The organism is Acidovorax sp. Leaf191 (genome assembly GCF_001424425.1).
GTDB lineage: Bacteria > Pseudomonadota > Gammaproteobacteria > Burkholderiales > Burkholderiaceae_C > Acidovorax.
Window position 1 is genome coordinate 1 of sequence record NZ_LMPT01000011.1, and the last position, 19929, is coordinate 19929.

General features: G+C 67.0%; 18 protein-coding genes. 9 read left to right on the top strand and 9 right to left on the bottom strand.

The genetic code is table 11. The annotated features are described in order from the left end of the window. The 3 genes from ASG27_RS08435 to ASG27_RS08445 all read left to right on the top strand — a co-directional run. On the top strand, positions 1 to 232 hold a 232-nt coding region (locus tag ASG27_RS08435; protein WP_156370665.1), incomplete at its 5' end, for an EAL domain-containing protein. Next, complete coding sequence (locus tag ASG27_RS08440; protein ID WP_056416870.1) at positions 229 to 2745, top strand: putative bifunctional diguanylate cyclase/phosphodiesterase; 2517 nt, start codon at positions 229 to 231, stop codon at positions 2743 to 2745. The genes ASG27_RS08435 and ASG27_RS08440, both read left to right, overlap by 4 nt. Before the next feature lie 176 nt (positions 2746 to 2921). Next, positions 2922 to 4133 carry an FAD-dependent monooxygenase gene (locus ASG27_RS08445; RefSeq protein ID WP_056416873.1) on the top strand — a complete coding sequence of 404 codons (1212 nt, stop codon included), beginning with the start codon at positions 2922 to 2924 and terminating at the stop codon, positions 4131 to 4133. Positions 4134 to 4237: 104 nt separating this feature from the next. Here ASG27_RS08445 and ASG27_RS08450 read toward each other — a convergent pair whose 3' ends face one another. Together ASG27_RS08450 and ASG27_RS08455 are read right to left on the bottom strand one after the other, a co-directional pair. Next, entirely contained in the window at positions 4238 to 4600 is a 363-nt protein-coding gene (locus ASG27_RS08450; RefSeq protein WP_056416876.1) for a MerR family transcriptional regulator, read from the bottom strand. Further along, positions 4587 to 5477 carry an ornithine carbamoyltransferase gene (locus ASG27_RS08455; RefSeq protein ID WP_056416878.1) on the bottom strand — a complete coding sequence of 297 codons (891 nt, stop codon included), beginning with the start codon at positions 5475 to 5477 and terminating at the stop codon, positions 4587 to 4589. Before ASG27_RS08455 ends, ASG27_RS08450 begins: the two co-directional genes overlap by 14 nt. Positions 5478 to 5616: 139 nt before the next feature. On the opposite strand from ASG27_RS08455, the gene ASG27_RS08460 reads away from it, so the two are divergent. After that, positions 5617 to 6102, top strand: coding sequence for a hypothetical protein (locus tag ASG27_RS08460; RefSeq protein ID WP_056416881.1), 486 nt, complete (start codon positions 5617 to 5619; stop codon positions 6100 to 6102). Here ASG27_RS08460 and ASG27_RS08465 read toward each other — a convergent pair. Further along, complete coding sequence (locus ASG27_RS08465) at positions 6062 to 7324, bottom strand: MFS transporter (RefSeq protein ID WP_200912423.1); 1263 nt, start codon at positions 7322 to 7324, stop codon at positions 6062 to 6064. The two genes, ASG27_RS08460 and ASG27_RS08465, sit on opposite strands and share 41 nt — an antisense overlap. 693 nt (positions 7325 to 8017) lie before the next feature. Here ASG27_RS08465 and ASG27_RS08470 point away from each other — a divergent pair. Further along, the gene (locus ASG27_RS08470) at positions 8018 to 8395 is read left to right on the top strand and encodes an MliC family protein (RefSeq protein ID WP_056416888.1); all 378 of its coding nucleotides are present in this window, start codon (positions 8018 to 8020) and stop codon (positions 8393 to 8395) included. 240 nt (positions 8396 to 8635) lie between these two features. On the opposite strand, the gene kynA is transcribed toward ASG27_RS08470, so the two are convergent. The 5 genes from kynA to ASG27_RS26600 form a co-directional block, all read right to left on the bottom strand. After that, the gene (gene kynA / locus ASG27_RS08475) at positions 8636 to 9520 is read right to left on the bottom strand and encodes a tryptophan 2,3-dioxygenase (protein WP_056416891.1); all 885 of its coding nucleotides are present in this window, start codon (positions 9518 to 9520) and stop codon (positions 8636 to 8638) included. 144 nt (positions 9521 to 9664) lie between these two features. Continuing rightward, on the bottom strand, positions 9665 to 10975 hold the full coding sequence (gene kynU, locus ASG27_RS08480; protein ID WP_056416894.1) for a kynureninase: 1311 nt from the start codon (positions 10973 to 10975) through the stop codon (positions 9665 to 9667). Positions 10976 to 11066: 91 nt separating this feature from the next. Further along, positions 11067 to 11726, bottom strand: a complete 660-nt coding sequence (gene kynB, locus ASG27_RS08485; protein ID WP_056416896.1) for an arylformamidase — start codon at positions 11724 to 11726, stop codon at positions 11067 to 11069. A 481-nt stretch (positions 11727 to 12207) separates the two neighbouring features. Then, positions 12208 to 15993: a M48 family metallopeptidase gene (locus ASG27_RS08490; protein WP_056416900.1), complete on the bottom strand. Its 3786-nt coding sequence runs from the start codon at positions 15991 to 15993 to the stop codon at positions 12208 to 12210. Next, positions 15984 to 16268 (bottom strand): hypothetical protein, encoded by a 285-nt coding sequence (locus ASG27_RS26600; RefSeq protein WP_156370667.1) that lies wholly within the window; start codon positions 16266 to 16268, stop codon positions 15984 to 15986. Before ASG27_RS26600 ends, ASG27_RS08490 begins: the two co-directional genes overlap by 10 nt. On the opposite strand from ASG27_RS26600, the gene ASG27_RS26605 reads away from it, so the two are divergent. After that, the gene (locus tag ASG27_RS26605; RefSeq protein WP_156370669.1) at positions 16255 to 16548 is read left to right on the top strand and encodes a hypothetical protein; all 294 of its coding nucleotides are present in this window, start codon (positions 16255 to 16257) and stop codon (positions 16546 to 16548) included. The two genes, ASG27_RS26600 and ASG27_RS26605, sit on opposite strands and share 14 nt — an antisense overlap. Positions 16549 to 16598: 50 nt before the next feature. On the opposite strand, the gene ASG27_RS26610 is transcribed toward ASG27_RS26605, so the two are convergent. Then, entirely contained in the window at positions 16599 to 16769 is a 171-nt protein-coding gene (locus ASG27_RS26610) for a hypothetical protein (RefSeq protein ID WP_156370671.1), read from the bottom strand. Positions 16770 to 17157: 388 nt separating this feature from the next. Here ASG27_RS26610 and ASG27_RS08495 point away from each other — a divergent pair, with 388 nt between their 5' ends. Genes ASG27_RS08495 through ASG27_RS08505 form a run of 3 tightly spaced genes read left to right on the top strand, consistent with a single transcriptional unit; the run spans position 17158 to position 19655 of the window. Then, entirely contained in the window at positions 17158 to 17472 is a 315-nt protein-coding gene (locus ASG27_RS08495; RefSeq protein WP_056416902.1) for a FeoA family protein, read from the top strand. Then, complete coding sequence (gene feoB / locus ASG27_RS08500; protein WP_056416905.1) at positions 17469 to 19391, top strand: ferrous iron transporter B; 1923 nt, start codon at positions 17469 to 17471, stop codon at positions 19389 to 19391. The genes ASG27_RS08495 and feoB overlap by 4 nt, the downstream gene beginning before the upstream one ends. Positions 19392 to 19397: 6 nt before the next feature. Beyond that, positions 19398 to 19655, top strand: a complete 258-nt coding sequence (locus ASG27_RS08505) for a hypothetical protein (RefSeq protein ID WP_056416908.1) — start codon at positions 19398 to 19400, stop codon at positions 19653 to 19655. Positions 19656 to 19929: the final 274 nt, after the last annotated feature.

The window sequence follows — 19929 nt, forward strand, 5'->3', positions numbered from 1 at the left end:
CCTGGAGGTGGTGGCCGAGGGGGTGGAGACGACGGGGCAGCTGGGCTTCCTGCGGCTGCACGGGTGCGAGGGGTTCCAGGGGTATTTGTTCGGGCGGCCGGTGCCGGTGGATGTCTTCGCCCGCGAGCACGACCTGGGCGCGGCTGCGGGCACGCAGGCAGCATCGCCAGCGCCACAGCATCCGCAGCCCGCGCCCGCTGCCGCCTCTTTGCCCAAGGGCCCTGCCGCATGAGCGGGCCGGGCGTCCTGTGGGTGGACAGCGACACGCAGCACGCGGCGCTCGCGCGGCGGCTCATCGCCGTCAACCACCCCGACTGGCGCGTGGTCAACAGCCCGGGGCCAGAGGCCGCCATGGCCCCGCTCGCATCGCAGGCGTGGGACGCGGTGGTGCTGTGCCTCAAGCCTTCGGTGCAGGAGCTGCCCGACGTGCTCGAACTGTGTGCGGGCCGGCCCGTGCTGATGTGCATCGACGTCCAGCAGGAGGCCCTGGCCGCGCGCGCCTTTCGCTGTGGCCTGGGGGACTACGTGCTGCGCGATGCCGACGGCACGGCCCACCTGGGCGAGCTGCTGCACCGGCTGGCCGCGCTCATGAAGACCGCCAGCGTGCAGGGCCAGCAGTCCGTGCGCATGGTGGACGCACGCATCTGGCAGGACGCGCTCGCGCTGCTGCAGGAGCAGCGCTCTGCCCTGCAGGCCACGCTGGGCAGCATGAGCCAGGGCATCTTCAAGACCGGGCCCGACGGGCGCATCACCGTCTACAACCAGCGCGTGCTGGAACTGCTGAACCTGCCCGAATCCCTGATGGCGGCGCGACCTACGATGGCCGAGCTGACCCGCGTGCAGGCCGAGCGCGGCGATTTTGGCGAGGGCTACAGCCTGGTGGACCGGCGCGGGCACGAGTACGTGGCGCGCGGCGCCGTGGCCCCCGCGCCCGAGCTGTACTGGCGCAGCACGCGCGAAGGCCACACGCTGGAGGTGCGCACCACCACCTTGCCCGACGGCAGCCTGGTGCGCACCTTCACCGACGTGAGCGACTACGTGCGGGTGGAGAACGAGCTGCGCGAGAGCGAGATGCGCTTTCGCTCGCTCAGCGACCTGTCTTCCGACTGGTACTGGGAGCACGACGCCGAAGGCCGCTTCGTGCAGCTGGCGGGCGACCTGAGCGTCAACGGCCTGCCGCTGGCAGACGTGCTGGGCCACACCCGCTGGGAGCTGGGTGCGCTCAACATGACCGATGCCGACTGGGCCGCGCACCGCGCGGTGCTGCAGGCGCGCCAGCCGTTTCGCGACCTGGAACTGCACCGCCACCGGCCCGACGGCACCATGCACTGGATCTCGGTCAGCGGCGTGCCCGTGATCGATGCGCAGGGCACGCTGCGCGGCTACCGCGGCGTGGGCCGCGACATCACCGAGCGCAAGGCGGTGGCGAGCCAGATCGAGCGCCTGGCCTTCTACGACGTGCTCACCGGCCTGCCCAACCGCCGCATGCTGGTGGACCGCCTGCAACGCGCCATGGCGGCCGTGGGCCGCTCGGGTGCGCAGGGCGCGCTGCTGTTCATCGACCTCGACAACTTCAAGGACCTGAACGACACCCTGGGCCACGACACCGGCGACCAGCTGCTGCTGCAGGTGGCCCAGCGCCTGACCACCTGCGTGCGCGATGCCGACACGGTCTCGCGTTTTGGCGGCGATGAATTCGTGGTGCTGCTGGAGGGACTGAGCGCCGACGGCCCCCACGCCAGCGCCGAGGCCGCGCTGGTGGCCAGCCACATCGCCGCCACGCTGGGCACGCCCTACGCGCTGGGCGAGACCAGCCACCACAGCACGCCCAGCATCGGCATCGCGCTGTTCGGCCTGCAGACCGGCAGCGTGGACGAGCTGCTCAAGCACGCCGACCTGGCCATGTACCAGGCCAAGGCCGCGGGGCGCAACACCCAGCGCTTCTTCGACCCCGACATGCAGGCCGCCGTGAGCAACCGCTCCGCGCTGGAGGCCGACCTGCGCCGCGGCCTGCAGGAGCGCGAACTGGTGCTGTACTACCAGCCCGTGGTGGACGGCAAGGGCCGGCTGATGGGCGCCGAGGCGCTGGTGCGCTGGAAGCACCCGCGCCGCGGGCTCGTGTCGCCGGCCGAGTTCATCCCGCTGGCCGAGCAGACGGGGCTCATCCTGCCCATCGGGCAGTGGGTGCTCGAAGCCGCCTGCGCGCAGCTCGTGGCCTGGTCGCGGCACTCGCTCACGCGGCAGTTCTTCCTGTCGGTGAACGTGAGCGTGCGGCAGTTCCGCCAGCCCGACTTCGTCGAGCAGATGCTGGGCATCCTGCACAAGAGCGGTGCCAACCCCGAGCGCCTGAAGCTCGAGCTCACCGAGAGCCTGCTGCTGACCGACGTGGAGGACGTGATCTCGCGCATGGAGTACCTGCGCCGCTACGGCGTGGGCTTCTCGCTGGACGACTTCGGCACGGGATATTCGTCGCTGTCCTACCTCAAGCGCCTGCCGCTCGATCAGATCAAGATCGACCAGGGCTTCGTGCGCGACCTGCAGACCGACCCCAACGACGCGGCCATCGTGCGCACCATCCTGGCCCTGGCGCACAGCATGGACCTCACGGTGGTGGCCGAAGGCGTGGAGACCACGGGCCAGCTGGAGTTTCTGCAGCGCCACGGCTGCCAGGCCTTCCAGGGCTTTCTGTTCGGCCGCCCCATGCCGGCCGAGGTGCTGGAGCGGGCGCTGCGGCCTGCGCTGTGAGGCCGCGCACGGCCGCATCTCACCCGCAGGTTTTGGCAGGCAGCCCTGCGCCATGACAAAAAGCGGCGCCCGGGCGCGCGGCACAATCGGCGCATGACACATTGCATGCGCGCTTTCCGTCCCGTGTGGTCGCAGTCCCGTGTGGGGGCTGCGCTTCAGCCTGCGGTGGGGGGGCGATGAAAAAGCAGGTCCTGGTGGCCGGCGGCGGCATCGGCGGGCTGGCGGCTGCGCTGGCCGCATCGCGCGCGGGCTGGGAGGTGCGGCTGTACGAGCGTGCGGCCGCGTTCAGCGAGGTCGGCGCGGGCGTGCAGATCGGGCCCAACGTGGTGCGCCGCCTGCAGGCCTGGGGCCTGCAGCAGCCGCTGCAGGCCGTGGCGGCGTTTCCCAGCCGCCTGCAGGTGCGCAGCGCCGTCAGCGGCCGCGGCCTGGCCGAGCTGCCGCTGGGCCCGACGGCGGTGCAGCGCTACGGCGCGGCCTACGCCACCATCCACCGCGCCGACCTGCACGGCCTGCTGCTGGCCGCCGTCGAAAAATACACCGACACCCAGCTGCACCTGGCCCACGCCATCGACAGCTTTGCCGACGACGGGACCGCCGTCACCGTGCGCACCAGCCGCGGCAAGGAGGTGGAGGGCGATGCGCTCATCGGCGCCGACGGCCTGTGGAGCCGCACCCGCACGCAACTGCTGGGCCCCGTGCCGCCGCGCGTGACCGGCCACCTGGCCTACCGCGCCCTGGTGCCGCAGCACGCGCTGCCCCAGGCGCTGCGCACCGCCCAGGTCACCGCCTGGCTGGGCCCGCGCCTGCACGCGGTGCAGTACCCCGTGCGCCGGGGCGAGCTGCAGAACATCGTCGTCATCGTGCAGGGGCCGGTGCCGCACGACCTGGAGAACTGGGACCACGCCGCCAACGCCGCGGGCCTGGAGCACGCCCTGAAGGGCACCTGCACCGCGCTGCAGGACGTGGTGCGCAGCGTGGCCGCGCCAGGGGCCGCCGGCTGGCGCCTGTGGCCGCTGTGCGACCGCCCGCCGGTGCGCAGCGCGGGCGAGATGGCGCGCGGCCTGGTGGGCCTGCTGGGCGACGCGGCCCACCCCATGCGCCCTTACCTGGCCCAGGGCGCGGGCATGGCCATCGAAGACGCCGCGGAGCTGCAGCGCGCCCTGGCCATGCACGACCTGGAAGTGCCCCTGCGCCTGACCCGCTACGCCCTCAACCGCTGGCAGCGCAACGCGCGCGTGCAGGCGCGCTCCACCCGCAATGGCCGCATCTTCCACGCCACGGGGCCCGTGCGCTGGGGGCGCGATCTGTCGCTGCGCCTGCTGGGCGAGCGGGTGCTCGATGTGCCGTGGCTGTACCGGGGCGACGGGTCGATCGCCAGTTCTCTGTGATGCTATTTATTTGATAGCTGGTGGCGCTTTCCCATAGCGCGGTAGAGGCTGTTTCTGTTCGAAAGCAGCGGTGTGGGTCCGGGTGTGGCGGGCCGGGTGCGCCTTCAGCGCGGCTCGGCGGCGCGCAGCGGGCAGTCGGTGGCCACGCGCTCGGCCAGGGTCTGCCGCAGGCTCTGCAGTGCAGCGATGCGTGCGTCGATCTCTCCGAGTTTGCTGGCCAGCACCTCGGCCAGGGCGGGTGCCGGGTCCGGCGCGTCCCAGATGGCCGGCAGGCGGTCGCCGATCTCCGCCAGGGTGAAGCCCAGCTGCTGCGCGGTGCGGACGTACTGCACCAGCATCACCGCCTCGGGCGGGTAGTCGCGGTAGCCGTTGGCCAGGCGCCGCGCGCGGATCAGGCCCTGCTGCTCGTAAAAGCGCAGCGCCTCGCGGCTCAGGCCCGACGCGGTGGCGAGCTCACCGATCAGCATGGCCGTCGCCCTGGTGGGCCACCCGTTTGGCATCGGCCTCGGCGGCGGCCGCCAGCACCCAGCGCACGATGGCGATCTGCACGGGCAGCAGCAGCTCCTTTTGCGCGTAGCCCACAAAGCCGGGGTAGGCCGCAGGGTCCACCGTCAGCTCGCGGCCCAGGGTGAAGGGTGGCGTGGGCAGCAGGGCGGGGGAGCCCATCGCGGCCAGGTGGTCCTCGGACAGCGGCGTCAGGTCGGTTTGCGTGGTGGCGTCGGCTTCGGCACTGGCCGGCCAGCTGTCGGTGATCACCACGTCCACCGCCTGCGGCAGCGCGGACGGTTCCACGAATTCAACCTGCGGCAGCACCTCGTGAAAGCGCCGGTCGCACACCTGCACCAGCGCGAACCCCAGCACCTGTGCCAGTTCGTGCCACGAGCGGAACACGTTGGTGCTGGGCCCCCACAGGCACACGCGCGCGTCCTGCAGCGGCTTGATCCGGGTGTCCACGTAGTACGCATCGGTGAGCACCTCGCACGGGTGGCCCTGGGCCGACATCGCGTTGATCACCGGCCGGCGCGACGCCGCCGCAAACGCCGACAGCCGCGGGTGGTCGGACTCGCGCACCACGTACAGCGCATAGAACGGGTCCAGGTACCCGGCCAGGTCCTCGGGCCGCTCGCCGGTCTTGAGCAGATTCGGCAGCTCGGTGAACCCCAGGCCCAGCTGCCGGAATGCCTCGATGAAGGTCGTGCGCGTGCGGATGCCGTTGCCCTCGAACGACCACGCCACGGTGCCGCCAAGTGCGGGTGTCAGTGCGGGGCCCGGCGCCTCGCCCGCGAGCGCCCAGATGCGGCGGATGTCGTCAGGTTGCAGGTCGGTCAGTTGGAGAAGGTTCATGGGAGTGCCCGCTGCCGGGATGAAGGCGTGTAGAAGAGAAACAAAGAAAGAGCAGCACGCGTCGCAGAAAGTGCTTGACCCTGAAGCGTACTTCAGGCCTGAAGCTCGGCGCTTCCTTCACTTCGATGACCGCGTTGCCATGGCCACCATTCCTGCATTTTCCGAACCGCGCTACCTGCGCATCGTGCGCGCCAGCGGCTGGTACGACCTGCTCGTCACCTGGCCGTTCGCACTGCCCTGGACTTTTGCGTGGCTGTACGCGCAGCTCACCGCACTGGCCCAGGCGCTGGCCCTGCCAGGCACGCTGCACCCGCTCGACACCACGCACATGCTGTTTGCCAACCTGCTCGGGTCGGTGGTGGTGGTGTGGTCCATCGCCCGCATCGCAGCGCCGTCGCGGCGGCTCGGGCGGCTCGATGGACTGGCGCGCATGCTGTTCTCTGCGTGGCAGATCTATGCCGTGGCCCACGGGGCCAATGCCATCGTGCTGGGCTTCACCGCATTCGAGCTGCTGTTCGGGGTGTTGCAGTGGTGGCGGGTGCAGGGCACAGGCCCCGCCCAGTGCCCTCCGCGGGCCGCTGGCGTCAGCGCGCAGGGCCGTGCCGAGGCGCAGGCAGCAGCCTGAAGGCCAGCACCCCGGCTGCCAGCATGCCGGCGATGGTGAGCATCACCGCCACGTACGGGTCCGCGCCCCGCGCGGCAGCCAGCGATGCTGCCAGGCCCGTGGCCCACTGCATCAGCGCCACGCCCAGGAACAGCGCCATGGTAAAGACCGCCATGGCACGCCCGGTCATGGCCGCGGGGTAGGCCGAGCGCACGTCGGCGTACTGCAGCACCATGTAGCCCGACAGCAGCCCCACGGCGATGGAGCCCGCCACGTCCAGCCATTGCGCATGCAGCAGGCCCACGGCGGTGAACAGCGCGGTCAGCAGCAACGAGAAGCCCGTGATCCAGCGCCGCCGCCGCCCCGGCCCGGGGTCGAGCCGCCCGAACAGTGCGGGCGTGAACAGCGACACCAGCGACGACAGCATGGCCACGTTGCCGCTGGCCACCAGCGAGTAGCCGTGCCGCTCGATCAGCAGCGGCCCGAGCCACAGCCCGCGCAAGGTCAGGAACGACGCGTACGTCATCAGCGCCAGCAGCATGATGCCGGCCGTGTGCGGCAGCAGGAACAGCGCGCCGAAACCGCGCACCGCGGCACCCACCGATTCACGCGGCTGGGTGCCGTGGCCGGCCGCTGCAGGCTCGTGCACCTTCCAGAAGATGAGCAGCCAGGCCAGCGCCGCCAACACCGCCAGCACGGCAAACCCCATGCGCCAGGACGACTGCTGCACCAGCCACGCCAGCGGCGTGCCCGTGAACAGCATCCCAAGCCCGCCCACGCCCATGGCCACGCCCGACACCATCGCAAACCGGCTGGCCGCAAAGTAGCGTGCAATGAACACCGTGCAGACCAGGAAGGCCGGCGCGCAGCCCACGCCGATCAGCACCTGGCCCAGCAGCACCACGCCGTAGCCGGGCGCCAGGGCCGACAGCAGAGACCCGGCGATGGCCAGCGGAAACGCCACCAGCAGCGTGCGCCGCACGCCATACAGATCGATCCCCACGCCCATGAACAGCTGCATGGTGCCGAAGGCGAACGCAAAGGCACCGGCAAACACCCCCAGCGCCTGGGCCGACAGGCCGAACTCCGCCCGCAGCCCGGTGGCCATGATGGCCGTGATGGTGCGAAACGCCTGGCTCAGCGCAAAGCCGGACACCAGCGCCAGCAGCATGGCCCAGGCGGTGCGGGCGGGCAGCAGGGCAGGGGGCGGGGGCGACGCTGAGGGGGATGGGGGCGCAGGCAAGGGGTGGTCTCCAGAAAGAGGCGGCGCTCGGCAGTCATATCCGGCCCGCTGGGTCCGGCGAGCGTACCTGCTGATCGGCATGCCCGCTGTCGCCGGTGCGGACGCGCAGCCAAGGCGCCGAGGCGCGCGGCTGTGCGCAGCTGGTGTGCGGCCCGGTGTGGCAGATGGCTGTGGCAGGTGGCCGTGGCAGCGCCCGATCCGCCCCGCCTAGGGTATGTCCTGATCCCCTGCATGGGGTGCTACCTGCACCGCTGCGGGGCTGCTTTCTTTTCAACAGTTGCATGCAATCCAGCAATTCAAAAGCCCATTGGGATCGTCGGTGGTCTCAATGAGGGCTTGCCTGGGGTCTTTTGGTGCCGTCACGGGCACGCCACAGGCGCGGGGCAGACTTTAGAGGAGCCTCTCGATGTGGGGATCACCCCAATGACGGGCCGAAAGCCCTGGGGCACTCTTGTGGACATGCCTCTGCGGGGCTCCGAAGGATCTGGAATCCCGTGGCTTCGGCCTCGTGCCAGCAGGCTGGGAGGCCCCATCCGGCTTGGTACCGCCCACACGGGGTACCGGCAGGCAGCAGTGGCAAGGTTTGTGCTTGGTGGTAGCCGGGGCCGCGAGTCCGCAGGCCCCAAGGTGTGGATGTTGGATGGTTGTTGTCGGGTGTGCCGCCAAGGTGCACCGCGACGTCAGGAGTGACCGATGAAGAAGATGGTTGTGCTGGGTTCGGGTGCGCTGATAACTCTCATGCTGACGGGTTGCGCCAGCCAACCGCCTGCGCTGCAGGCTTTCTCCGAGCCCACGGACCGTGGCAGCATGCAGTTTGCATGCGGCAACGGCGAGAAGGTGGAAATGCAGTTCTTCCCCGACCAGGACATGGGCGTGCTGCTGCGCAGCGGCTGGACGGTGGACCTGCCCAAGCAGGCGGCTGAAACCGGCTACGCCTACAGCAACGGCCCGACCACCGTGCTGGGCAAAGGCAACGAGCTGACGATCCAGATCGGTCACCTGGCACCGATCTGGTGCCGCAGCAACCGCCCCATGATGGTGGCGGGCGGCACGCAAGGCAGCGTGCGCTGATTGCGTTTTTCTTTCATCGCCTGTGCGGCGGTGAAATGGCTGCGGAGTCCGTGATGGGCCCCGCGCCCTGCGGTCATCCCTGCCTGAGCCTGAGCACCTGGAGAGTGCCGTGCGGCGCTCTCATCCGCAGTGTGTGCGGGCTCTGATCGTGCAGACAGCAGTAGCGCAGTAGCGCAGTAGCGGCCATTGGATGGCCTGTTCACCGTGCAGTGAGCAGCCTCCTTGTTCGCGTGGGCCACGTCACAGGTCCGTGCGCAGCTTCCAGATCTCAGGGAACAGCACCACGTCCAGCATCTTGCGCAGGTAGCTCACGCCGCCGGTGCCGCCCGTGCCGCGCTTGAAGCCGATCACGCGCTCCACCGTGGTCACGTGCCGAAAGCGCCACAGGCGGAATGCGTCTTCCAGGTCGGTGAGCTCCTCGCCCAGCTGGTACAGGTCCCAGTGCTCCTTGGGGTTGCGGTACACCACCAGCCAGGCCTGCTCCACGCCGTCGCTTTCTGCGTAGGGCTGCGTCCAGTCGCGCTCCAGGTGGCTGGCGGGCACGGGGATGCCGCGGCGCGCCAGCAGGCGCAGGGCTTCGTCGTACAGCGACGGCGCCTCGTACGCGGCCTGCACCTGGGCCAGCAGGTCGGCGCGGTGCTCGTGGGGCTTGAGCATGGCGCGGTTCTTGTTGCCCAGGGCGAACTCGATGCTGCGGTACTGATAACTCTGGAACCCGCTGGACTGGCCCAGGTACGGGCGCATGGCGGTGTACTCGGGCGGCGTCATGGTGGCCAGCACGTCCCAGGCGTGCACCAGCTGCTCCATGATCTTGGAGACACGCGCCAGCATCTTGAAGGCCATCTGCAGCTCGTCGTTGGCGATGTGCGCAATGGCCGCGCGCAGCTCGTGCAGCATGAGCTTCATCCACAGCTCGCTGGTCTGGTGCTGCACGATGAACAGCATCTCGTCGTGCGCAGGCGACAGCGGCTTTTGCGCGGTGAGGATGGCGTCGAGCTGCAGGTAGTCGCCATAGCTCATCGACTGGCTGAAGTCGAGCTGGGCGCGTTCTTCATGCACGATGGACTCGGGCAGGGCGGCCGGCGTGTCGCTGGCGGGGACGGTGGTCTGGGAAAAAGGGCACATGGTGGGTCTCCTGCGTTCGCGTGGCGTCGTGCGTATTCGCGGTCGATCATTCAAGCCCGTTCGGGCGGAGCCTGTCGACGCCTTGCGCGGCACATCGACAAGCCCGGTGTGAACGGTTGAGGTGTTTTGGGATGCCGACAGGCCTCAGGTCACCGCGTGCGTCTGGTTGAACTCGGGCTTCTGCCAATCGCCACTCTCCAGCACCTGGCGCAGGTGCTCCACCGCATTCCACACGTCTTCAAACCCCAGGTACAGCGGCGTGAAGCCAAAGCGCAGGATGTCCTTGTGCGGGCCCGTGCCGCCGTCCCCTTTGCGGAAGTCGCCGATCACGCCGCGGGCGATCAGCGCCTGCACGATGGCGTAGGCGCCACTGCCCTGGCCGTTGACGCCCGCGCCTTCGTCGCGCGTCAGGCAGACCTGCGAGCCGCGCTGTGCGTGGTCGCGCGGCGTGGCCAGGCCCAGGCCGTGGCCTGCGCAGCGCTCCTCCACCAGGCGGATGAACAGGTCGGTGAGCGCGAGCGACTTGGTGCGCAGCGCGGCCATGCCGCCCAGTGCCTGCGCGGCGGTGAACACGTCCAGCCCGCACTGCAGGGCCGACAGGCTGATGATGGGCTGCGTGCCGCACAGGTAGCGCGTGATGCCGGGTGCAGGCTGGTAGTCAGGGGTGAACTGGAACGGCGCCGCGTGGCCCCACCAGCCCGACAGCGGCTGCCAGAAGCGGTCGGCGTGGCGCGGGTGTACCCACACAAACGCCGGCGCGCCGGGGCCGCCGTTGAGGTACTTGTAGCCACAGCCGACGGAAAAATCTGCACCCGCGCCGTTCAGGTCGACGGGCACCGCACCCGCGCTGTGCGCCAGGTCCCACACGCACAGGATGCCCTGGGCATGCGCGGCGGCCGTGATGGTGGCCATGTCGTGCATGGCGCCGGTGCGGTAGTTCACATGGGTGAGCATCAGCACGGCCACGTCGGGGGTCAGCGCGGCGGCGATGTCTTCGGGCTCCACCAGCACCAGCTCCAGCCCGCACTCCTTGCACAGGCCTTCGGCGATGTACAGGTCGGTGGGGAAGTTGCTGCGCTCGCTGACGATGCGCTTGCGCGCGGGGTTGTCCTCGCGGGCGATGTTCAGCGCCGCGCTCAGCACCTTGTAGAGGTTGATCGAAGTGCTGTCGGTGCAGACCACTTCGTTCGGGCCGGCGCCGATCAGCGGGGCCAGCTGGTTGCCCAGGCGCTGGGGCAGGTCGAACCAGCTCGCGGTGTTCCAGGATTTGATGAGGTCCGTGGCCCACTCGCGCGTCACCACATCGGCCACGCGCGCCGCGGCAGCCTTGGGCGCCACGCCCAGCGAGTTGCCGTCCAGGTAGATCACGCCCGGGGGCAGCGCGAAGTGCTCGCGCAGCGGGGCGATGGGGTCTTGTGCGTCGAGTGCGCGGCAGTCTTGTGCGGTGATGGTCATGGCAGAAAGGTGGTTGTTTGCTTCTGTTTTGATAGCTGCTGGCGCTTTATCAGCAAGCGGTAGCGGCCTAACAGCTTTAAAAAATGAGTGATCAGGCCAGCGCGCGCAGCACGGCACGCACCGGCGATGCGTCGGCGGTGGTGAGCCTGAGCGGCAGGGCGATCAGCTCGTAGTCGCCTTCGGGCACGTCGTCGAGCACCAGGTTCTCCAGCACGCGCAGACCGCGGCGGCGGATGACCTGGTGGCTGTCGAGCGTCTTGCTGTCGGCCGGGTCGATGCTGGCGGTGTCGATGCCCACCAGCAGCACGCCGAGGTCCGCCAGGCGCTCGATGGTGTCGGGGGCATAGGCCGCCAGGGCGCCGTCCCAACGGTCCTGGGGCATGTGCTGGTAGGTGCGCACCAGCACGCGCTGCGGCAGCGTGGCGTCTACCGCGTGGGCGATGTGCTCCCAGGTAATGAGCGGCCCGCGCGCGATCGCGTGGATCACGCGGCAGGGGCCCAGAAAGGCGTCGAGCGATATGTCACCGATGCTGGCGCCGTGCTCGTCGTAGTGCAGCGGCGCATCGGCATGCGCGCCCACATGGGGCGACAGCGTGATGGCGCTCACGTTGACCGGGCAGCCGGGCCCGATGGTGGCGCACCACTGCTGGCTGTACGCCGTGTCGCCCGGGAACACGGGGCTGCCCGCATGCACGGGCGGCGAAATGTCCCAGAGCCTGCGGGCGGTGGGGGAAGAGGGGCTGGTTGGCATGGGACAAAGTTTGCATGTCCCGGAAAACCCGTGGTGTCGGTTATTTCCAACACGGCGGCGGTTTTTGTTGAGGCTTCAACGATCTGCGAGGCTGCAGATCAGAAGAAGAGGCCGTCTGTCAGCGGCTGCAACCCATGCCGCATGCGCGGTCGGTGGCAGGCGTGATCATCGGCCTGAAAATCGCTGCTGGGCGACAGGCGGCGCTCGCAGGTGTCTCACGCGGCTTTTTCTCCCATCTTGCCGGTGAGCGCTGCGCAACTCGCCGGCACGTGGTCGGGCCGCGCATGGGGCTGGCGGTGTCGGTCACTTCCACCGCCAGCCCATCGGGCAGGGTGCCGCCCCTGTGCAGAGCCGACCCGCAGCGCAATGCGTGGCGACCAGGGCACTGCCGCGGCTTGATCGTTCAGCGAAGCCATGCAGATCGATTGCGCAGAGCTGCGCGGTGAACTGGCCAGCCAGGCTGGCGCGCCTGTTCTCGGGGTTATCCGAGGTACGGCCGCTCAGACACCAGCAACGCCTTCTTGGCGAAGTCGCGCCACGCGGGCGGCGCCTGCCGCCCCAGCACAATCAGCCCCACGACATACGCCTGAGCACGTCGCTGCAGCGGTTCGTTCTGCAGTACCTTTTCTGCTTGAACGACATCCCGCGTTGTCTGCATGATGTCGACAAAGCGGCGCAGCGCCAGGGACTCCTCGCTCTTGTCCTCATGCAGCTTGGCCACAAAAGGTTCCATATTGCGCCGGTGTTTCAGGGCCAAGCCCAGCGCACTCCAATATGCGTCCCCATCGATTCCTCGTTGGGCGTCCAGGCTCAAGCTGCGTTCCACCAGATCCGCAGGTGCACCGTCGGACGCTGCAATCAACCTCAGCGTGCGCTCGCTGCCGGAGTTGGCTTTCCACCGCCTGGCTGCCGCGTCGATCCTGCCTTGATGGAGTTCAAAGTAAATCTTTGCAGGATCATTGTCCAACAAGCCTTCTCCGGTTTCCAGACTGCGGTTATTCCGCAAAGCTTCCGACTTCGGCAACAGGTCCTGCACATTGGCGTTGACTCCGTTCATCAGCCGCCTGATGCGGGCGAGGTCGAGGGAGGCGAACTCCGCCAAGGCGGGGTTCTGGCTTGCCACACCATAGGCTTTCGATGCCTCTGGCCAATTGCCTGCCGATGAAAAATCGTACCCGGCAGCCAAAGCAAACCATGGGTTTCCAGGATGTTTTTGGTATCCCGCGACAAATGCAGCCTCGCGCGAAGGGCCGTGGTCCATGCATCGCACCGCTACGTATTGCATGCTTGGGTTCGCTGCATGTTGAGCGGACAGCGCTCTTTGCCGCTCGCAGGTGGCCGCGCGATCAGCAGAGCTGTCTTGCTGCGCGCGCAAGGCCACGACATCGAGAGCGTTGTGGGCCAGGCGCGTGCTCAAAACTTCTGGGTACTCAGGCAGCACAGACGCTTGCGTCAACCAGTCCATCAGGCTGGCCGACTCGGGAGAGTCCCACCGAGCGTGTGCCAGGATCACGGCTTTGCGGGTGTCTTCTTTTTCCACCACACCCAGGTTGGAGCGCCACGAGTTCGCGGGCGGCGCGCTCAGCACCGTCCGGGTACCGCCACTTCCCTTGGTTTGAATGCTCTTCGGGGGCTCTTCAAGCACTATCTGAACAGAGGTTGGAAGCCAACGCTCGTGCGGGACTTCGTGGGCCGCGGAGCCGGTGTAGCTCCCGTAGCCGACGCTCCACTCCATCAGGGGGCTTGCGAGGGCGATGTTGTAAACGTATTGACCGCTGATAACGTCCGGGGTTTCTTCAAAGGACTCGATCTCCTGGCCCTCCACGGTACGTGAACTCAATCGCAGAGATTTGTCGACGTCCACATTCAGATGTTGGGTGGCGCCGGGGGGCAGTGACAGTTTGTGGGCTCCTACCTGCGATATCACCGGGCGATCCAGGCCGTTGTGCACCCAGACGGTTGCCGTTCCTACACTGGCACTCGTGCCCATGAGGCTACCGATGATGCCGCCCGCCACCAGCAGGCGTGCCGACCCAGGCACCCAGCCGTCGGCCACCTGAAAGCGCGACCACCAATCCAGCCGCTTTTGCAAGGGTCGTTCCTGCCCCGTCACAAAAGTGCTGTATTGACGCGGGACTGCAGGCGCTGGGGGCGCTTCGCCCATGTCGGCGCCTTGTCCGACTGTTGTCTGCAATCGCCTTTCCGCATTGAGCATCTGGTCCAGCGCTGCGCGGCGCAACCGCCCCAGCGACCCACTGAAAGCTCGCACCCAGCCGTCGATCACGTTCAGCCAGTCTCCGATGTTGCTCAAGCCGGGCGCGCCCAGGGTGAACTCTTCCAGCATGGCGCTCCAGCTCGCGGCTCCGACCTGGCGCAGCGTCTCCTCATCCACGACGACCGAGTTGCGGGCGTTGTCGACCTCTTGCAGCAAGAGATACAACTCAAGTGCGTGGCTCACTACGCGGTTGCGCTCTGCATCACTGACTTTGCGCTTGGCCGTCACCATCGCCACCTGATTGGCCAACGCACCGTGTGCATCGGCAATGTTGGCCTGCAAGTGTTCCGTGTAGTGCACCAGCGACAGCAAGCCCCGCCAGTAGGCTTCCCAGCCGCGACCCGCCTTGCGCGCTTTGGCCAAAGCTGCCGTACGGCACAGGCGGTCGTGCTCCACGACCCGCCCTGTCAATGCCTCCATCTCCTCATCGATCGCCCGCAGGGTCGCACCCAATTCCTTGAGCTTGATGCCCTTGCCCCGGAAGCGAATCACGCCGTCCGCACTTTTGGCTGCGCCGTCCTGAATGGCGGTGAGCTGTGCTTTCTCATTCGACAAGATTTCCAGCTGCCGCAAATCCTGTTGCAGCGAATCGGGGTACAGGCCTTCCACCGAGTCGGGGCCCTCCCGGTACAGCCCGTCCAATTCCGCCGTACAGCGGGTGATGGAGCGAGACAAATAGCAGCCTCTGTAGCCGCGCTTGTACGATTCGCGGCCATATTCAATGCCCAATGCCGCCAGCGATTCTTCACGGGTTGCCGTAGGCAAGGGGGGATCGATGTCCTTCACCATGTCCGCGCACATCTTGCGCTTCAGTGCATCGGTGTTTTTGAACAGCCCCCAGGCCGAGCCCTCATCCAAAGGCACCGGCAGGTAGATTTGCTTGGCATTGGCTTCACGCTCATGGTTGAGCGGGTGACTTGCCCACATGCGCGAAATCTGCACCGCGTGCTGCTCGAAAATCCGGTGGGCGGCAGGGTCGCCCAGTGGCTTGGTAGGCTCACCAAACGTGGGGTCGTCAAGGATGTTGCGCAGCCTGGCGATGATGAGGGACTGGATTTCGAACAGATCCGCCGTCACACGCCCCGCCCGCACTTCTGCGTTCGCGAACGCCAGTGTTCTGTCCCAGGCCGTGTCTGCGGCCTGGCAGCGGTAGAGGGCGTTGATCAGTGCATCACTGCCTGTGAGGCTGACCGACACACGGTCTGCCTGGAACTCCATTTCGCGGGACAGTGCCCGCTCTGCGGCGAGAACCACCTTGAAAAAAGTGTCGACCACCGAGCGGATCGCCCACACCACCAGCGACAGGATCCAGCCTATCCAGGCGATGCGGATGTCAAAGCGAGACAGGCCTTGCAGAAAGCCATCCAGGCGGTCGCGCTTGGCCACCACATGCCCGGCAATCTGCTGGGCGATGTAAACCCAGCGCCCCACCGCCATGGACCTTTGCGCAAAGTGCCCGAACTCGTGGGCCAGCACGGCCTTGAACTCGGAGGCATTCAGCACGTTGACGAGCGGCAGGCCGATCTCCAGGTTCTTGCGGGACGGGAAGATAAGGTTCAACAGCGACAGGTCATAAAACACTGCCGCGTTGACCCGCGCAGACAAGAAGACCTTGCGGGGCCGCGGCGCCCGGGCATCGTCGGCCAGACGGTACAGGAAGGCGAAGAGTTTTGGTTGATCCTCTTCCTTGATTTCGGTGAGATCCGCGATGCTGTTGCGCTTGACGAACCAAATGGCCTTCAGCATGAAAAGCGCGATGAAACCCGCCGCCACTCCACCCAATAAAAGCCATAGGCCGTCATGCGGCGTTCGGGTGCTGGCACGGATCAGCGCATAAGACTTCCAGACAAACCAACCCGACAGCGAGAGGTAAAAACCGACGAACCCCAGAAGGGCCGCCAACGCAATCCAGGCATGGCGCCTGTAAGCCGGTGTTGCCTTGACCAGTTCCTCTGGATATGTCTTTGGCCCAGCTGGATAGTTCAGCTCCATGTGATCCCCCTGCCTTTTTGAGTAAATTTGCCGAGGAGTTTATTCGCGACGGCAGGTGCAACAAGCTCAGGCAGGTGTCGACGGACTGTGAGAGTTGTCCCAAGCTTGCCTTCGGCAGAAAGTGCTTGAATCGGCTGCAGCCGGTGATTCTGACCATGCTGTTTTAGCTTGTGCACAGAGCGATCGATCAGAACGGACTGCTGTATTTCAGGCTTGGATCGCTTGGTACGATGTTGGCTTTCGGCCAAAGGCGGACATTCGATGAGCGATTTCACTGTCGTGAAAGAAGGAACGTGGCTGTACGACGGCACAGTACCAACAGGCGTCCGTATTGTTAGCTGCTCGATTCGCTACGGATCGGGCGACTGGGAAGACCCACCGGAGATACAGGAGGATCAAACGGTTCCGGGATTTGACGTCCAGTGGGCCTCACCTACAACGCCGCGTGACTTTTGGAAGTATCCGTCTGCAGTGTTCCCCACACTGCGCGATGCATTAGCTCACGCGGAACAAGCAGCATGGGCCTCATCGACCTTGAAATGGAACCAGTTCTGACGGCGGCTATGGGCCCACTGCCGTCTTCCGACTTTGCCCGAACCGGACGTTCACATTTTTCCGGTCCAATGCAGTTCAATCTCACCGACTGCGATGGGGGTGAGGGAACTCACTGCAGCGGCCACGCTTTCAGCATTTACGAATCCTGAAATCTCGCAACTACGCACCACGCCATCGACGCTGAACCCCTCGCCAATGAGAAGAACTTGCCAAGTTTTCATGTTGTGCTGATGTCGGCTTCTGACCGGTAGGGGGTGCGGACGAAAACTTGGACTACTAGAAGGTAGTTCATGTATTCCTACGAAGACAGAACTCGTTCCGGCCAAGTCAGCATCACTGCGTTGGCTGCCTAGGTTTCACGAGTGAAAACTCGTGGCGAGGCTGACGCGCGAATAGAACGTCAGCCACTTTGGGTCCAAAGCCTCTTTGAGCAGCCTTTCTTTGGCTGAATCCGCGCCAAAGGCGGCACCAATCAGTGCCAAAGCGCGCGGCGAGCAATTCGCTACGGGCGCATTTGCGCTGCATCAATCACCCCTCCCCCACGGAACCAAACCCCCAAACCCAGTGTCAGTAAAATGAGAATCAATAACATTTAAAAAGCAGACTCCGATGACCACCCCGCACGACAGCTCTGCTGTGCCGCAGCATGCTTCCACTGGCCCCGCGCCATCCATAGCCCTTGACCGGCTGCCCCTGCACACCCCTGCGCTGGTGACGGGCCTGCATAGCGCCAGCGGCGAGCAGGAAGAAGGCACGGTGCTGCGTCTGATGGAGATCGGCTTTCTCCCCGGCGAGGCGGTGCGTGTGGTCGCGCGCGGTGGGTTCGGGGTGGACCCGATTGCGGTGCGGGTGGGGCAGGCCACGTTTGCGTTGCGCCGTAGCGAGGCGTCGATGGTGCAGGTGCAGGTCGAGGTGCAGCCATGAATGCGCGAAGCACGTCCGCTGCCACCAGCACAACCCCGCCATCGACAACTGCCCCGCTGCGCATCGCCCTGCTGGGCAACCCCAACTGCGGCAAGACCGCGCTCTTCAACCTGCTGACGGGTGCCCGCCAGAAGGTGGCCAACTATGCGGGCGTGACGGTCGAGCGCAAGGAAGGCTCGCTGCAGACCGCCAGCGGCCGGCGCGTGCGCGTGCTGGACCTGCCGGGCGCCTACAGCCTGCATGCGCAAAGCATGGACGAAGCCGTCACGCGCGACATCGTCACCGGGCAGCGGGCGGGCGAGCCCGCGCCCGAGGTGCTGGTCTGCGTGACCGATGCCACCCACCTGCGGCTGAACCTGCGCCTGGTGCTGGAGGCCCGCGCCCTGGGGCTGCCCATGGTGCTGGTACTGAACATGAGCGACGTGGCCGAGCGCCAGGGCATCGTGATCGACCGCGAGGCGCTGGCGCGTGAGCTGGGCATGCCGGTGCTGGCCACCGTGGGCGTGCGGGGCGGCGGTGCGCAAGAACTGGTGCAGTGGCTGGACACGGTGCAGCCTGCGGCGCTGGCTGCCGCGCAGGTGCCGCTGGCGATGCCCGAAGGCAGCGCGCAGCAGCAGGTGATGCAGCTGCACCAGCAGGTGCGCCGCATCATCGACCTGGCAGTGCGCGCGCCGCAGGTCAGCCTGCACCGCGACGACCGCATCGACGCGGTGGTGCTGCACCCGGTGTGGGGCATGGTGCTGCTGGCCGTGACGCTGTTCCTGATGTTCCAGGCGGTGTTCAGCTGGGCCGCTGCGCCCATGGACTGGATCAAGGCCGCCACGGAGGCCGCGGGCGCGTGGGTCAACGCGAACATGGGCGAGGGCACGCTGCGCAGCCTGCTCACCGACGGCATCATCGCCGGCGCGGGCGGGGTGGTGGTGTTCCTGCCGCAGATCCTGATCCTGTTCTTCTTCATCCTGGTGCTGGAAGACTCGGGCTACCTGCCGCGCGCGGCGTTTTTGCTGGACCGGGTGATGGGCGTGGTGGGCCTGTCGGGCCGCTCGTTCATCCCGCTGCTGTCGAGCTTTGCATGTGCCATCCCGGGCATCATGGCCACGCGATCCATCCCGAGCTGGCGCGACCGGCTGGTGACGATCATGATCGCGCCGCTCATGACGTGCTCGGCACGTTTGCCGGTGTATGCGCTGCTCATCGCGGCCTTCATCCCGGAGCGCACGGTGGCCGGTGTGTTCAACCTGCAGGGCTTGGTGCTGTTCGCGCTGTACGTGGCCGGCATCGTCAGCGCCATGGCGGTGGCCGCCGTGGCCCGGCTGGCGCGCACCAACACCGGTGCCGCGCCGCTGCTGATGGAGCTGCCCACCTACCGCTGGCCCAGCGTGCGCAGCCTGGCCATCGGCCTGTGGGAGCGCGCCAAGATCTTCCTGCGCCGCGTGGGCGGCATCATCCTGGCGCTCACCGTGCTGCTGTGGTTCTTGTCGTCGTTCCCGGCGCCACCGGTGGGCGCCACCGGGCCCGCCATCGAATACAGCCTGGCGGGCAAAATCGGCAGCCTGCTGGCGGTGGTGTTCGCGCCCATCGGCTTCAACTGGCAGATCTCCATCGCCCTGGTGCCCGGCATGGCCGCGCGCGAGGTGGCCGTGGGGGCCTTGGGCACCGTGTATGCGCTGTCGGCCACGGGCGAGGAGACCGCCGCGCAGTTGGGCCCGCTGATCGCCGCCCAATGGTCACTGGCCACGGCGCTGTCGCTGCTGGTGTGGTTCATCTTCGCGCCGCAGTGCCTGTCGACCATCGCCACCGTCAAGCGCGAGACCAACAGCTGGCGGTACCCGTTGATCATGACGGCGTACCTGTTTGCGCTGGCCTACCTGGCCAGCTTCGTGACGTACCGCATCGCACTGGCGATGGGTGGAGGGTAGACAACCATGGCGCAGGACATCATCGTCGGCGTGATCGTGGCCGTTGCCATGCTCTACGTGGCGTGGCGCTACATGCCCCAGGGCTGGCGGCAACGCCTGGGCCGGGTGCATCCGGCGCTGGTGCAGGCACCGGGCTGCGGCAGCGGGGACGGCGGTGGGGGGTGCAGCAGCTGCAGTAGCGGTGGCGGTGGCTGCGGTCCTGCAGCATCGTCGCCGGGCGAGGCTGCCGAGAAAACAGTGGCCATGCCACGCTCGCGGCATTGATATGGGTTGCTATATTATTTGTAGCTGCTTGCGCTTGTCCATCAAGCGGTAGAGGGCGCTGGAGCATCTAATAGGCTTGGATGGTTTGGATGGCCACATGCGTCACATACCCCCAATCCGTTCGGGCTGAGCCCGTCGAAGCCTTGCACGCTGGGGGCATGCCCTGGCTTCGACAGGCTCAGCCCGAACGGATGGTGAGGTCGCTGAGGCTGCAGTTCATCAGGCCGCGAGTTCGCTGAGGCTGAAGCTCATCAGGCCGATGGCCAGCGGTTGT

Bases quoted from the DNA above. Each gene is read 5' to 3' on its own strand.
- ASG27_RS08445 (WP_056416873.1), top strand. From the start codon at position 2,922: ATGAAAAAGCAGGTCCTGGTGGCCGGCGGCGGCATCGGCGGGCTGGCG.
- ASG27_RS08440 (WP_056416870.1), top strand. From the start codon at position 229: ATGAGCGGGCCGGGCGTCCTGTGGGTGGACAGCGACACGCAGCACGCG.
- ASG27_RS08470 (WP_056416888.1), top strand. From the start codon at position 8,018: ATGAAGAAGATGGTTGTGCTGGGTTCGGGTGCGCTGATAACTCTCATG.
- kynU (WP_056416894.1), bottom strand. From the start codon at position 10,975: ATGACCATCACCGCACAAGACTGCCGCGCACTCGACGCACAAGACCCC.
- kynA (WP_056416891.1), bottom strand. From the start codon at position 9,520: ATGTGCCCTTTTTCCCAGACCACCGTCCCCGCCAGCGACACGCCGGCC.
- ASG27_RS08495 (WP_056416902.1), top strand. From the start codon at position 17,158: ATGACCACCCCGCACGACAGCTCTGCTGTGCCGCAGCATGCTTCCACT.
- ASG27_RS08450 (WP_056416876.1), bottom strand. From the start codon at position 4,600: ATGCTGATCGGTGAGCTCGCCACCGCGTCGGGCCTGAGCCGCGAGGCG.
- ASG27_RS26610 (WP_156370671.1), bottom strand. From the start codon at position 16,769: ATGAAAACTTGGCAAGTTCTTCTCATTGGCGAGGGGTTCAGCGTCGAT.
- feoB (WP_056416905.1), top strand. From the start codon at position 17,469: ATGAATGCGCGAAGCACGTCCGCTGCCACCAGCACAACCCCGCCATCG.
- ASG27_RS08490 (WP_056416900.1), bottom strand. From the start codon at position 15,993: ATGGAGCTGAACTATCCAGCTGGGCCAAAGACATATCCAGAGGAACTG.
- kynB (WP_056416896.1), bottom strand. From the start codon at position 11,726: ATGCCAACCAGCCCCTCTTCCCCCACCGCCCGCAGGCTCTGGGACATT.
- ASG27_RS08505 (WP_056416908.1), top strand. From the start codon at position 19,398: ATGGCGCAGGACATCATCGTCGGCGTGATCGTGGCCGTTGCCATGCTC.
- ASG27_RS08460 (WP_056416881.1), top strand. From the start codon at position 5,617: ATGGCCACCATTCCTGCATTTTCCGAACCGCGCTACCTGCGCATCGTG.
- ASG27_RS26605 (WP_156370669.1), top strand. From the start codon at position 16,255: ATGAGCGATTTCACTGTCGTGAAAGAAGGAACGTGGCTGTACGACGGC.
- ASG27_RS08455 (WP_056416878.1), bottom strand. From the start codon at position 5,477: ATGAACCTTCTCCAACTGACCGACCTGCAACCTGACGACATCCGCCGC.